Raw genomic sequence first — 12,776 nt, 5'->3', positions numbered from 1 at the left:
GAGGCGGCGATGGCCGCAGCGCACCCCGGGCCGATGCCTGCCCTCTACCTCAGCCACGGCGCACCGCCACTGGTCGACGACGACCTGTGGACCGGCCAGCTCGCCGCGTGGAGCGCCGACCTGCCGCGGCCGCGCGCCATCCTGGTGATCTCCGCGCACTGGGAGGCGGCACCGCTGATGCTCGGTGCCACCGACACCGGGGTGCCGCTGACCTACGACTTCACCGGGTTCGCCGAGCGCTACTACCGCACGGAATACCGCAGCCCGGGAGCCCCGGAGCTCGCCGCCCAGGTCGCCGCGTTGATGCCCGATACCGAACCCGTTGCGCACCTGCCGGAACGCGGGCTCGACCACGGGGCGTACGTCCCGTTGACGGTGATGTACCCGGACGCCGACATCCCGGTGCTGCAGATGTCGCTGCCCACCTTGGACCCGACCCGCCTGCTGCAGGTCGGGCGCAGGTTGCAGCCGCTGCGCGACGAAGGCGTGCTGATCATCGGTTCCGGGTTCACCACGCACGGGCTGCCGTTCCTCACCGATCCGAGCCCGCGCGCCGCCGCACCGTCCTGGTCGCAGGAGTTCGACCTGTGGGCCGGGGAGGCGCTGGCCCGCGGCGCCGTGGACGAGCTGGCCGCGTACGCCGACCGGGCACCCGGGATGCCCTACGCGCATCCGACGGCGGAGCACTTCGCGCCGCTGTTCGTCACCCTCGGCGCGGCCACCGATCCGGCGGCCCCGCCGGAGCAGCTCATCGACGGCTACTGGATGGGCCTGGCCAAGCGCTCGTTCCAAGTGGCCTGACCGTCCGCGGCGGAGGTCGGTCCGGTCCGCGCGGCGAACGCACCTGCCGCCCTCGCCGCCGAGATCCGCGCATCCCGCGGACCAGTACCGGCGCACCGAGGAACGAGCCCGCCGAGCGCCTCGGCACGACCTCAGCGCGCGTTGATGATCCGTTCCACCGGGATGCCGCAGCGTTCCGCGCGGGCGCAGCCGTGGATCTGCCAGTCGAGCTGCCCCGGGGCGTGCGCGTCGGAGTCGATCGCGAACGAGCAGCCCAGCTCGGCGGCCTGCCCGAGCAGCTCCAGCGGCGGGTCCAGCCGCTCGGGCCGCGAGTTGATCTCGACGGCGACGCCGTGGTCGCGGCAGGCGCGGAACACCTCGGCGGGGTCGAACTCGGACGGCGGCCGCTTCGAGCGCAACCGGCCGGTGCAGTGCCCCAGCACGTCGACCTGCGGGTTCGCCACCGCCGCGCACAACCGGCGGGTCATCTCGCGGCGCGGCATCCGCAGCTTGGAGTGCACGCTCGCCACCACCACGTCGAGTTCGGCGAGCAGCCCGGGGTCCTGATCCAGGCCACCGTCGTCGAGGATGTCGACCTCGATGCCGGGACGGATGCGGAACGGGGCGAGTTCGGCGTTCAGCTCGGCCACCAGCTCCAGCTGGGCGCGCAGCCGCTCGGAGCCCAGCCCGCGCGCCACGGTCAGCCGCGGCGAGTGGTCGGTGAGCGCGATCCACTCGTGACCGAGGTCCCGCGCGGTGCGGGCCATCTCGGCGACGGGACTGCCGCCGTCGGACCAGTCGGAGTGGGTGTGGCAGTCACCGCGCAGTCGGGCCCGCAGCTCGCGGCCCTCCTCCGGTTCGGGCGCGGCGGCGCGCAGCCGCTCCAGGTAGTCCGGGGTGCGGCCGCGCACCGCCTGCTCGATGACGCCCGCGGTGGTGCGGCCGATGCCGGGCAGTTCGGTCAACCGGCCGTCGGCGGCGCGGCGTTCGAGGTCGTCGTGCTCGGCGACGACGTCGGCGGCGCGGCGGAACGCGCGCACCCGGAACGCGGGTTCGTCCGCGCGTTCCAGCAGGAACGCGATCTCCCGCAGCGCGGTACCGGGGTCCATCCCCCGTTGGTAGCCGGTCCTCGCCGCGGGCGCACTGCGGAGGGAGGATGCGCACGGGTCAGGACGGGAACGGGAGGCACGGTGGACGCGCGGCAGCTGGAGTACTTCGTCACGATCGTCGACGAGGGCGGGTTCCACCGGGCCGCGGAGCGCCTGCACGTCGCGCAGCCCTCGCTGTCGCAGGCGGTGCGGACGCTGGAGCGGGACGTGGGCGTGGCGCTGTTCCACCGCCTGGGCAGGCGGGCGGTGCTCACCGAGGCGGGCCGCGCGATGCTCGAACCGGCCCGCCAAGTGCTGCGCGACCTGGACACGACTCGGGCGAGCGTCGAATCGGTGCAGGGCCTGCGTTCCGGGCGGGTGCAGCTGGCGGTGCTGCCGTCGCAGTCGGTGCAGCCGCTGACCGCGATGATCGGCCGCTTCCACGCGGAGTGCCCGGACGTGCTGGTGTCGGTGCAGCCCGCGTTCACCCCGTCGGACGCCGCCGACCTGGTGCGCGGTGGCCGCAGCGAGCTGGGGCTGATCGGGGCGGCGGAGGACTTCGCGCTGCCGGGACTGCGCTCCCGCCTGGTGGAGCGGCAGCGGTTCGTGGTGGTCACCGCACCCGGCGGGCCGTGGGAGGCGGATCGCGCGGTGCTGCGCCGCGCGGACCTGGCGGGGCAACGGGTGATCACCTCGCCGGAGGGGAACCGGATGCGGCACGTGGTGGACGAGATCATCGCGCAGGGCGTGGACCTGCGGATCGTGGTCGAGACCGCGCACCGGGAGGCGATCCTGCCGCTGGTGCTGGCCGGGACGGGCATCGCCGTGCTCACCGCGGGGTGGGCGGAGTTCGCGCGGGCGGCGGGCGCCCGCGTCCTGGACCTGGAGCCGGCGGCGGAGCTGCGGATCTCGTTGATCCACCGCCCGGCACCGCTCACTCCGGCCGCGCAGCGCTTCCTGGACCTGGCGCTGGCGAGGGAGGAGCTCGCGCGGGCTAGGGAGGAACCGGCGCTAGGGCGAGAGGAACTGGGGAGATAGGCATCGCCTATCTAGCGGATGCGCAGCCGGTCTTGGACGCCGCCGCCCGAGCCGCGTTGGATGGCGGCATGTCCAGCTACGAGATCGCGGTCCTGCCCGGTGACGGCATCGGGACCGAGGTGATGCCGGAGGCGCTGCGGGTGCTCGACGCGGTGCGCGGCGAGTACGGCATCGATTTCCACTACCGCCACTTCGACTGGAGCTGCGAGACCTACCGGGAGACGGGCCGGATGATGCCTGCGGACGGCCTCGACCGGTTGCGCGACCACGATTCGATCCTGCTCGGCGCCGTCGGCTATCCGGGCGTGCCGGACCACGTGTCGCTGTGGGGCCTGCTGCTGCCGATCCGCCGCGAGTTCGACCAGTACGTGAACCTGCGCCCGGTGCGGCTGCTGCCGGGGGTGACGCCGCCGGTGCGGGACAAGGCGCCGGGCGACATCGATTTCTGGGTGGTGCGGGAGAACACCGAGGGCGAGTACTCGCGGCTCGGCGGGCGCCAAGGCGAGGGCACGCCGACCGAGATGGTGCTGCAGACGGCGGTGTTCACCCGGCACGGCACCGATCGCATCCTGCGCTACGCCTTCGAGTTCGCCGAGCGCATCGGGAAACCGCACGTGACGTCGGGGACGAAGTCGAACGGGATCTACCACTCGATGCCGTACTGGGACGAGCGGTTCCAGGCGATCGCGGCGGAATACCCGCAGGTGGCGGTGGACCAGGACCACATCGACATCCTGTGCGCCCGCTTCGTGATGTCGCCGGAGCGGTTCGACGTGGTGGTGGCGAGCAACCTGTTCGGCGACATCCTGTCCGATCTGGGGCCGGGTGTGACGGGCACGATCGGGGTGGCGCCGTCGGGCAACATCAATCCGGAGCGGCGGTTCCCGTCGACGTTCGAGCCGGTGCACGGTTCGGCGCCGGACATCGCGGGGCGCGGGGTGGCGAATCCGATCGGGCAGGTCTGGTCGGCGGCGATGATGCTGGACCACCTCGGCGAGCAGGAGGCGGCCGCGGACGTGGTGCGGGCGATCGAGTCGGTGCTGGCGGCGGGTGTCGTGCGCACCCCGGATCTGGGCGGGTCGGCGAGCACCGCCGAGCTCGGGAAGGCGATCGCCGCGGAGATCGGCGCGGCGTGACCGCGGCGGGCCGCGCACCCGCGAGGTGCGCGGCTCAGCCGGAGAAGTGGTGCTGGAGCCAGCCGGTGAGTTCCGCGCGCGCCGCGGCGAGCCGGTCCGGGGCGGGTGCGCCGGGACCGTTGGCGATGAGTGCGACGTGCACCGCGCCCGGTTCGTCGGGGGCCGACAGCAGCAGCCGGGAGTCCGCGGTGCGGCCGATGGCGTCGGCGTCGAGGTCGGAGAGCACGGTGGTGGTGCGCTCGCCGAAGGTCGCGGGCAGGTGCAGCTCGGTCGGCGCGGTCCCCGGCCCGTCCCGCCACACGAGCGCGCCGAACTGCCCGTCGCCGACGACCTCGCGCAGCGCGGGCAGTTCGGCGGGGATCCGGTTCCAGGTGAGGGTGGTGTCGCCGTCGCGGGAGCGGTCCTCGTAGCTGAACGCGAGCGTGCTGCCGTCCACCGCCCGCGGGTACAGCCGGTCCAGCACCCGGGGGTCGGCGCGCAGCCCGAGGGTGCCAGTGTCGTCGCGGTGCACGACGGAGAAGTCCTCGCCGTTCCACCCGTCGGCGGCGGTCTGCACCTTCTCCGGGTTCCCGTTCATCTCCTCGTGGTGCCTGCCGTGGTAGATGTCCCACTGCCACTGGGTTCCGGAGAGCACCGGTCCGGATTCGGCGGGCCGCTGCCACCAGTCGGCGCCGGGCAGCCGGGAGTCCATGCCCTGGTACAGTCCTTTGAGGACGGTCGGGAACCTGTCGGCGGTGCCGCCACCGAGCGGGTGCCCGAATTCGGAGACGAACCCGGTGGTGCCGAGGTCGGCGGCGCGGTCCCGGATCTCGGCGAAGTCCGCGGAATTCTCCCCGTCACGTGCCTTCCCGTACAGCCCGGATTGGGCGAGGGCGTGGTAGAAGTGCGCGTTGAACACGTACCGCGTGCCGAGCGCGTCGAGCTCGGTGAACCCGCCCGGCTCCCGCACGAACGGCACGTTGTTGTTCCAGAACAGGGTGGGTTCGACGTAGGCGGGTTTGTCCTGCCAGCCGGCGCGATCCATGACGGCGCGGAACTCCTGGAAGAACGGCCACAGCAGGTCGCGTTCCCACTCGGCGGCGTCCTGGCCGTCGTCGAGCTCCCCGGCGTGCGGTTCGTTCATCGGGTCGAAACCGAGGACGCGCTGGAACTGGGCCGGAGTGAGGTGGGTGGCCAGGTGGCGCAGCGTGGTCTCGGCCTGGTCCAGGAACGCTTGCCGCACGCCGACCGGGCCCGCTCCGGTGGGGATGCGGCGGTCGTGCCAGAAGTCGGCCTTGGCCTGCTTCACCGCCTCGTTGTTCATCATGTTCTGCCCCCAGTGGACGCAGATCCCGCAGCTCTCCGGCGGGTAGTCGCCGCCGTCGACGACCCAGTCCGGTGCGCCGTCGCCGGTGTACCAGCTGTCGGGGCGGAACAGGTGCCGGGAGTAGAGGTCCTGGTGGTAGTCGGGCAGCACCCAGAACCCGGCGTCGGCGAACGCGGCGATCTGCTCGGTGACCTGGCGCAGGTAGTCGTGGTCGATGCGGTCCGGTGCGGGCTGCACCCGTTCCCAGGACAGCAGGAAGCGGACGGCGTTGGCGCCGGTGCTCTCGCGGAGCGCGGCGGCGGACTCGCGGGCGTCGGCGGTGGTGGCGAAGGGCAGGTTGCCGTTCTCGGCGAGCTTGACCTCGCCGGAGACGTTGAAGCCGCGCAGCACGACCTCCCGGCCGTGGCCGTCGCGGTAGGACGCGCCGTTCGGGGAGGGCACGAGGGTGAGCGTCGCGTCCGCGGGCGCCGCGGCGCCGGACACCTCGGCAGGCGCTCCCGCGCCGGGCATCGCGACGGACGCTCCCCCGCCGGGTACCGCGGCCGGTGCGGCGTGCGCGTGCGCGGGCGGGAGCGGGAGCGGGAGCGCGGCCAGCGACAGCGCGCAGGCGATGCCGAGCGAGCGGATCATGCGCCACAAGCTACGAATCCCGCGGTCCAGCCACAAGCAGCCAACGTGAACGCTATTCATCTTTCATTCGTTCGGCGCAACGCGCACCGCGCGGCCCCCGGAGCACCGTCGACCCCGAGTCCCGGCACCGGGACCAGAGCGCCTAGGCTGGAGGTTTCCGGCCTCGTCTGTCCCCCGAGCGGGGCCGGAATCCCCGAACCCGGGCGCCCCTCCCCCGAACCGCAGGACGCACCCATGAGCACCGGACAGGAACCTCGGTACCCGCACGGCGTCGACCACCACGACGCGACCTTCGCCCGCGACCTGATGTGGGCGCAGCGGCTGCGCGAGCAGCTCGCCGAACTCCCCACCACCGACGGCGACGAGCGCTGATCACGCGCCGGGCCCGTTCCGCGGTCCCGGATCGAGCCCCAGCTGCTCGGCGAGCAGCCGCAGCAACCGCTCCGCGTCCACCGGTTTCGTGACGCACTCGGTCGCCCCGGCTTCGAGGCTGCGCTCCCGGTCTCCCGGCATGGCCTTCGCCGTCACCGCGATGATCGGCAGGTGCTGGTGCCGCGGGATCCGGCGGATGGTGCGGATCGTGGAATCCCCGTCCAGTTCGGGCATCATCACGTCCATCAGCACGATCGCCACGTCGTCGTGCTCCTGCAGCGCGCCGAGGCCGGCGATCCCGTTGTCCGCGTGCACCACCCGCAGGCCGCGCTGCTCCAGCAGGGCGGTGAGCGCGTAGACGCTGCGCGGGTCGTCGTCGACCACCAGCACGCGCTGGCCGGTGAACCGCGGCACCGGGTTCCGGCCGTTCCCCGCTTCGGCGCCGTCCGCGGTGAGCTCGCGGAAGGACGCGGTGGATTCCCGGTCCAGCAGCGGCGGATCGATGCCTTCGGCGGCGACGTCGAAGTGGACTTCGGCGCTGCTGGGGGCGATCGCGGGAGTCTGCGGCGCGGTGACGTCGGCGATCGCCGCGGGCGCCGGATCGTCGGGTTCCGGCTCGGCGTCGGGGCATTCCAGCGGCAGCAGCAGGGTGAACGTGCTGCCGCGGCCGGGTTCGCTGTCCACCGAGAGCCTGCCGCCGAGCAGCGCGGTCAGTTCCCGGCTGATGGACAGGCCCAACCCGGTGCCGCCGAATTCGCGCACGATGGTGCCGTCGCCCTGTTGGAACGCCTCGAAGATCCGGCCGAGCTTGCCCGCGGGCACCCCGATTCCGGTGTCCTCGACGGAGAACGCGACCTGGCCCGAGTGGTGGGCCCGGTCGATGCGCAGCCGCACCGAGCCGCGTTCGGTGAACTTCACCGCATTGGACAGCAGGTTGCGCAGGATCTGCTCCAGCCTGCTCTGGTCGGTGCGGATCGTCGCGGGCACCGAATCCGCCGCCACGGCGGTGAATTCGAGTCCTTTGTCGGCGGCGACCGGCCGGTACTGGGCGTCCAGGTGCCGGACGAGTTCGGCGGTGGGCACGTCCTCCGGCAGCACCGTCATCCGACCTGCCTCCACTTTGGACAGGTCCAGCACGTCGTTGATCAGCGCCAGCAGGTCGCTGCCCGCCGCGTGGATGGTGCGGGCCAGGTCCACCTGCTGCGAGGTGAGGTTGCCGTCCACGTTGTCGGCGAGCAGCTTCGCCAGCAGCAGCGAGCTGTTCAGCGGGGTCCGCAGTTCGTGCGACATGTTGGCCAGGAACTCCGATTTGTACGCCGAGGCCTGGGAGAGCTCGCCCGCGTGCTCCTCCAGCTGCTGGCGCGCCCGCTCGATCTCGCTGTTCTTGATCTCGATGTCCCGGTTGCGGGCCGCCAGCTGCTCGGCCTTCTCGGCGAGTTCGGAGTTGGAGCGCTGCAGCTCGTTCTGCTGCTGCTCCAGCTGTTCGGAACGGGCCCGCAGTTCCCGCGCGAGCCGCTGCGACTCCGCCAGCAGCTCTTCCGTGCGGGTGTTGGCGAGGATCGTGTTGACCTCCACCCCGATGGTCTCCTGCAGGCGCTGCAGCAGGTCCAGGTGCAGGGCGCTGAACTCGTGCACCGAGGCCAGTTCCAGCACCGCCAGCACCTCGTCCTCGAACAGCACCGGCACCACGACCACGCCGACCGGGGGCGCCGCGCCCAGCCCGGAGCTGATCCGCAGGTAGTCCGGCGGGGTTTCGCGCACCAGGATCGTGGTGCGGTCCGCGGCGGCCTGCCCGACCAGCGACTGCCCCAGTTCGAAGCGCTGCGGGGTGCCCGGGTGCGGCAGCCCGTAGGTGGCGGTGCGGGTCAGCTCCGGCTCGCCGTCCGCGCCCGGGCGCGCCAGGTAGAACGCGCCGTACTGGGCGGAGACCAGCGGCACCAGCTCGGTCATGATCAGCGAGGCGAGGGCGTGCAGCTCGGGGCTGCCGCGCAGCAGGCCGGACAGCCGGGTCAGGTGGGTCTTGAGCCAGTCCTGCTCCTCGTTGGTGCGGGTGGTCTCGGCCAGGTTCGAGATCATCGCGTTGATGTCGTCCTTGAGCTCGGCGACCTCCCCGCTGGCCGCTACGGTGATCTGGCGGGTGAGGTCGCCGCTGGTGACGGCGTTGGCGACCCCGGCGATGGCGCGGACCTGGGTGGTGAGGTTCCCGGCGAGCCGGTTCACGCTCTCGGTGAGCCGCTGCCAGGTGCCGGAGACGTCGGCGACCTCGGCCTGCCCGCCGAGCTTGCCCTCGGTGCCGACCTCGCGCGCCACCCGCGTCACCTCGGAGGCGAAACCGGACAGCTGGTCCACCATCGTGTTGATGGTGGTCTTGAGCTCCAGGATCTCGCCCTGCGCGTCCACGTCGATCTTCTTGGACAGGTCGCCGCGGGCGACGGCGGTGGTGACCTGGGCGATGTTGCGCACCTGGTTGGTGAGGTTGCGGGCCATCAGGTTGACGTTGTCGGTGAGGTCCTTCCACGTCCCCGCCACCCCCGGCACCCGCGCCTGACCACCGAGGATGCCCTCGGTGCCGACCTCGCGGGCCACCAGGGTGACCTGGTCGGCGAAGGCACCGAGGGTCTCGACCATGCCGTTGATCGTCTCGGCCAGCGCGGCGACCTCGCCCTTGGTCTGCACGGTGATCTTCTTGGACAGGTCACCGCCCGCCACCGCGGAGGCGACGGCGGCGATGTTGCGCACCTGCGCCGTCAGGTTGTCCGCCATCAGGTTGACGTTGTCGGTGAGGTCCTTCCACGTCCCCGCCACCCCCGGCACCCGCGCCTGACCACCGAGCTTGCCCTCGGTGCCGACCTCGCGGGAGACCCGGGTGACCTCGTCGGCGAACGCGGAGAGCTGGTCGACCATCGTGTTCAGCGTGTTCTTCAGCTCCAGGATCTCGCCGCGCGCGTCCACGTCGATCTTCTGGCTCAAGTCGCCCCGGGCCACCGCCCCCGCGACCTGCGAGATGTTGCGGACCTGCGCGGTGAGGTTGTCGGCCATCAGGTTCACCGAGTCGGTCAGCCCGCGCCACGTCCCCGCCACACCCGGAACCTGCGCCTGACCGCCGAGCCTGCCTTCGCTGCCGACCTCGCGCGCCACTCGCGTCACCTCGGAGGCGAACAGCGACAGCTGGTCGAGCAGGTCGTTGAACCGGGAGGCCACGTCGCCGAGCCCGCCGGGCAGCCGCTCCCCGGAACGGCGCGGCATCCGCTGCGACAGGTCTCCGGCGGCGACCGCGCCGAGCACCCGGCTGAGCTCGCCGACGGGCCGCAACAGCGACTCCAGCAGCTCCTCCACGGCCCGCTCGGCCTCCCGCCAGCCGCCGGTGCCGCCGAAGGCGACCGCCGGGTGCGGCCATTCGCCGCGCGCCGCCACGCCGGTGACCCGGCGCAGTTCGGCGATGAGCCGCTGGTTGCGCTCGGCGAGGTCGTTGAACGCGGCGGCCAGTTCCGCGTCCGGGCCCGCGACCGCGAGCCTGCGGCGGAAGTTGCCGTCCCGCAGGTCCCGCAGACCGGCGAGCAGCCGTTCCCGCCCGGGGTCGGCGGTCACCGTCAGCCCTTGTCCCGGGTGCCGCGGTCCAGCCGCAGCTCGGTGGCCAGCACGGCGGCCTCGCTGCGGTGGCGCATCGCCAGCTTCGCCAGCATCTGCGACACGTAGTTCTTGATGGTCTTCTCCGCGAGGTACATCCGCTGCGAGATCTCGCGGTTGGTGAGGCCTTCCCCGATGAGCTCCAGCACCTCCCGCTCCCGCGACGTCAGCTCGCGCAGCGGATCGGCCCGCTCCTGCTCGCGGCGCAGCCACGCCAGCATCGCCTCGGTCTTCTTCGGGCTCAGCAGCGACCGCCCGGAACCGACGGTGCGCAGCGCGCTGAGCAGCTCCTCGCTCACCACGCCCTTGAGCACGAATCCCGACGCCCCGGCCAGGATCGCGTCCAGCAGCGCCTCGTGGTCGTCGAACGAGGTGAGCATCAGGCACCGCAGGTCCGGCTGCCGCGACCGCAGTTCCCGGCACAGCTCGACGCCGTTGCCGTCGGGCAGCCGCACGTCGAGCACCGCGACGTCCGGGTCGTGCTGCGGCACCAGCGCCAGGGCTTCGGTCGCCGACGCCGCCTCACCGATCAGCTCGAGATCGGGATCGGATTTCACCAGGGCCGCCACGCCCCGCCGGATCACTTCGTGGTCGTCGACCACGAACACGCGCATCACCATTCGCTCGCCGGCCTCCCTCGTGGATCACCGCGGACACCAGGGCATCGACCAGCATAGGCACGAGCGGGCGTTATGCGCCCGGGGCGGCGTGGCGTCGATCTCGCAGTTCGAGCGGGGACATCGGGGCGACGGCCGTTCCGCTCAGCCCCGGGCTGAGGCGGCGGGCGTACCAGGACAGCTGGCACTGCTCGCGGCAGAAGTCATCGGACGGGCTGGAGGACGGGATCGGTTCGCGGCAACTCGCACAGGTCATCATCGCTGCACCGCCTCCTCTGGAGGGCACCGTGAAAAGGTTCGTGCACCCCAGTGCACCCCCCGGTTGTTCCACCGCGGTTGCGCCCAGGTCACGGAACGGCGGCCCCTGCGCGGTGCAGCGGGCGATGCCGGGCGGGGTCAGTCCTCCCGCATCATGCGGTCGAAGGCGGCGTTGGCGTGCGCCCATTCGGCGGTGAGCACCGCGTCGCCGCGGGTGGAGCCGGAGGTGACGACGAAACCGGGTTCGGCGACGCGGCGGCGCAGCTGCACGAGGTGCCCCGCCGCGGACCGGCCCAGCCGTTCGCCGTTGTCCCGCGAGATGCTCTGCCCGGGGACGAGTGCGGTGGTGTCGGTGTCGGCCATGCTTCCGTTGTAGTCACCCGCGGGCGGCGCCGCAGGCCAGCGGCGAGGCGCGTGCGGCGATGGCGCGGCAGTGGTGCGCTGGGGGCCGGAGAGGTGACCGGGACGGCGGATCTCGGGACGACGACGCGGACGAGGAGCGACGGATGGCAGCCGAAGAGGTCGACGTGGTCGTGATCGGCATGGGGCCCGGTGGGGAGGACGTCGCCGGGCGCCTGGCCACGGCCGGTCTGGACGTGGTGGCCGTGGAGGCCCGGCTGGTCGGCGGCGAATGCCCGTACTACGCGTGCATCCCGACGAAGATGATGGTGCGCGCCGCCGACGCGCTCGGCGAAGCCCGCCGGGTGCCGCGGCTGGCCGGTTCGGCGACGGTGCGGCCCGACTTCACCCCGGTCGCGGATCGCATCCGGGACGAGGCCACCACCGGCTGGGACGACACGGCCGCGGTGGAGCGGTTCGAGAAGACCGGCGGCCGGTTGGTGCGCGGTCGCGGCCGCATCACCGCCCCCGGCGAGGTCGTGGTGACCGGCGGTCCGGAGCCGCGGACGTTCCACGCCCGCAAGGGGATCGTGCTCAACCCCGGCACCGAGCCGCTGGTGCCGCCGGTGGAGGGCCTCGCGGACACGCCGTACTGGACGAACCGGGAAGCGGTGGCGGCGCGGGAGGCACCGGATTCGCTGCTGGTGCTCGGCGCGGGGCCGGTGGGGCTGGAGTTCACCCAGGTGTTCGCGCGGTTCGGCAGCGCCGTCACCCTCGTCGACAACGGGGAGCGGGTGCTCGGCCCGGCCGAACCGGAGGCCTCCGCGGTGCTGGAGCGGGTGCTGCGCGCCGACGGCGTCGACGTGCGCACGGGGACCGCGGTGCGGCGGGTCTCGCACGACGGGGAGCTGTTCCGCGTCGAGTTCGACCGGGGCGAGCCGGTGCGGGTGCGGCGGCTGCTGGTGGCGACCGGGCGGCGGACCGACCTGGCCGGGCTCGGCGTCGGCGCGGTCGGGCTCGACGAGAACGCCCGCACGATCCCGGTGGACGAGCGGTTGCGCGCCGCCGACGGGGTGTGGGCGATCGGCGACGTCACCGGGCACGGCGCGTTCACCCACACCTCCGTCTACCAGGCGCCGATCGCGGCGGCCGACGTGCTCGGCACCGGCGGTCCCGCGGCCGACTACCGGGCGGTGCCGTCGGTGACCTTCACCGATCCGGAGGTGGGCATGGTCGGGCTCACCGAATCCGCCGCGCGGCAGCAGGGGGTGCGGGTGCGCACCGGGCTCGCCGAGCTCTCCTCGACGCCGCGCGGCTTCATCCACGGGCCGGGCGGCGACGGGCTGGTCAAGGTGGTGGCGGACGCGGACCGGGACGTGCTGGTCGGGGCGACCGCGGTGGCCCCGGGCGGCGGCGAGGTGCTGGGGGCGCTGTCGGTGGCGGTGCACGCGGAGGTGCCGATCCCGGTGCTGCGGCAGCAGATCTGGGCGTACCCGACGTTCCACCGAGCCATCTCGGCGGCGCTGGAGGCGCTGGGGGCGGGCTGAGCTCGCGGGACGGGCTCACCAGGCCCGGCGCTCCCTCG

The 12,776-nt window shown here is 72.9% G+C and carries 10 protein-coding genes; 5 read left to right on the top strand and 5 right to left on the bottom strand.

The window, feature by feature from the left end:
• Positions 1-9: 9 nt before the first annotated feature.
• A complete protein-coding gene (locus AC29IT_RS01275) occupies positions 10-801 on the top strand; it encodes a dioxygenase family protein (RefSeq protein WP_488217524.1) in 792 nt (263 codons plus the stop codon).
• A 131-nt stretch (positions 802-932) separates the two neighbouring features.
• Here the strand turns inward: AC29IT_RS01275 and AC29IT_RS01270 are convergent, their stop codons facing one another.
• Positions 933-1,889, bottom strand: a complete 957-nt coding sequence (locus AC29IT_RS01270; RefSeq protein ID WP_358438968.1) for a PHP domain-containing protein — start codon at positions 1,887-1,889, stop codon at positions 933-935.
• Between the two features lie 81 nt (positions 1,890-1,970).
• On the opposite strand from AC29IT_RS01270, the gene AC29IT_RS01265 reads away from it, so the two are divergent.
• Both AC29IT_RS01265 and AC29IT_RS01260 read left to right on the top strand, forming a co-directional pair.
• On the top strand, positions 1,971-2,906 hold the full coding sequence (locus AC29IT_RS01265) for a LysR family transcriptional regulator (protein WP_358438965.1): 936 nt from the start codon (positions 1,971-1,973) through the stop codon (positions 2,904-2,906).
• Between the two features lie 68 nt (positions 2,907-2,974).
• Positions 2,975-4,042, top strand: a complete 1,068-nt coding sequence (locus AC29IT_RS01260; protein ID WP_358438962.1) for a tartrate dehydrogenase — start codon at positions 2,975-2,977, stop codon at positions 4,040-4,042.
• Between the two features lie 34 nt (positions 4,043-4,076).
• Here the strand turns inward: AC29IT_RS01260 and AC29IT_RS01255 are convergent, their stop codons facing one another.
• Positions 4,077-5,978, bottom strand: a complete 1,902-nt coding sequence (locus AC29IT_RS01255; RefSeq protein ID WP_488217523.1) for a cellulase family glycosylhydrolase — start codon at positions 5,976-5,978, stop codon at positions 4,077-4,079.
• A 234-nt stretch (positions 5,979-6,212) separates the two neighbouring features.
• Between AC29IT_RS01255 and AC29IT_RS01250 the strand changes: the two genes are divergently transcribed.
• Entirely contained in the window at positions 6,213-6,350 is a 138-nt protein-coding gene (locus AC29IT_RS01250) for a hypothetical protein (RefSeq protein ID WP_488217522.1), read from the top strand.
• Here the strand turns inward: AC29IT_RS01250 and AC29IT_RS01245 are convergent, their stop codons facing one another.
• The 3 genes from AC29IT_RS01245 to AC29IT_RS01235 form a co-directional block, all read right to left on the bottom strand.
• Positions 6,351-9,944 carry a HAMP domain-containing protein gene (locus AC29IT_RS01245; RefSeq protein ID WP_488217904.1) on the bottom strand — a complete coding sequence of 1,198 codons (3,594 nt, stop codon included), beginning with the start codon at positions 9,942-9,944 and terminating at the stop codon, positions 6,351-6,353.
• Positions 9,941-10,597: a response regulator gene (locus AC29IT_RS01240; RefSeq protein ID WP_358438954.1), complete on the bottom strand. Its 657-nt coding sequence runs from the start codon at positions 10,595-10,597 to the stop codon at positions 9,941-9,943. The genes AC29IT_RS01245 and AC29IT_RS01240 overlap by 4 nt, the downstream gene beginning before the upstream one ends.
• A 393-nt stretch (positions 10,598-10,990) precedes the next feature.
• A complete protein-coding gene (locus tag AC29IT_RS01235) occupies positions 10,991-11,215 on the bottom strand; it encodes a hypothetical protein (RefSeq protein ID WP_358438952.1) in 225 nt (74 codons plus the stop codon).
• 143 nt (positions 11,216-11,358) lie between these two features.
• Between AC29IT_RS01235 and AC29IT_RS01230 the strand changes: the two genes are divergently transcribed.
• Complete coding sequence (locus AC29IT_RS01230) at positions 11,359-12,738, top strand: dihydrolipoyl dehydrogenase family protein (RefSeq protein WP_488217521.1); 1,380 nt, start codon at positions 11,359-11,361, stop codon at positions 12,736-12,738.
• The last annotated feature ends 38 nt before the right edge of the window (positions 12,739-12,776 follow it).

The sequence above is a fragment of the Saccharopolyspora sp. MMCC62 genome (assembly GCF_057736575.1).
Note: the sequence above shows the minus strand (reverse complement) of the source record. Positions and strands in the feature narration are given on the sequence as shown.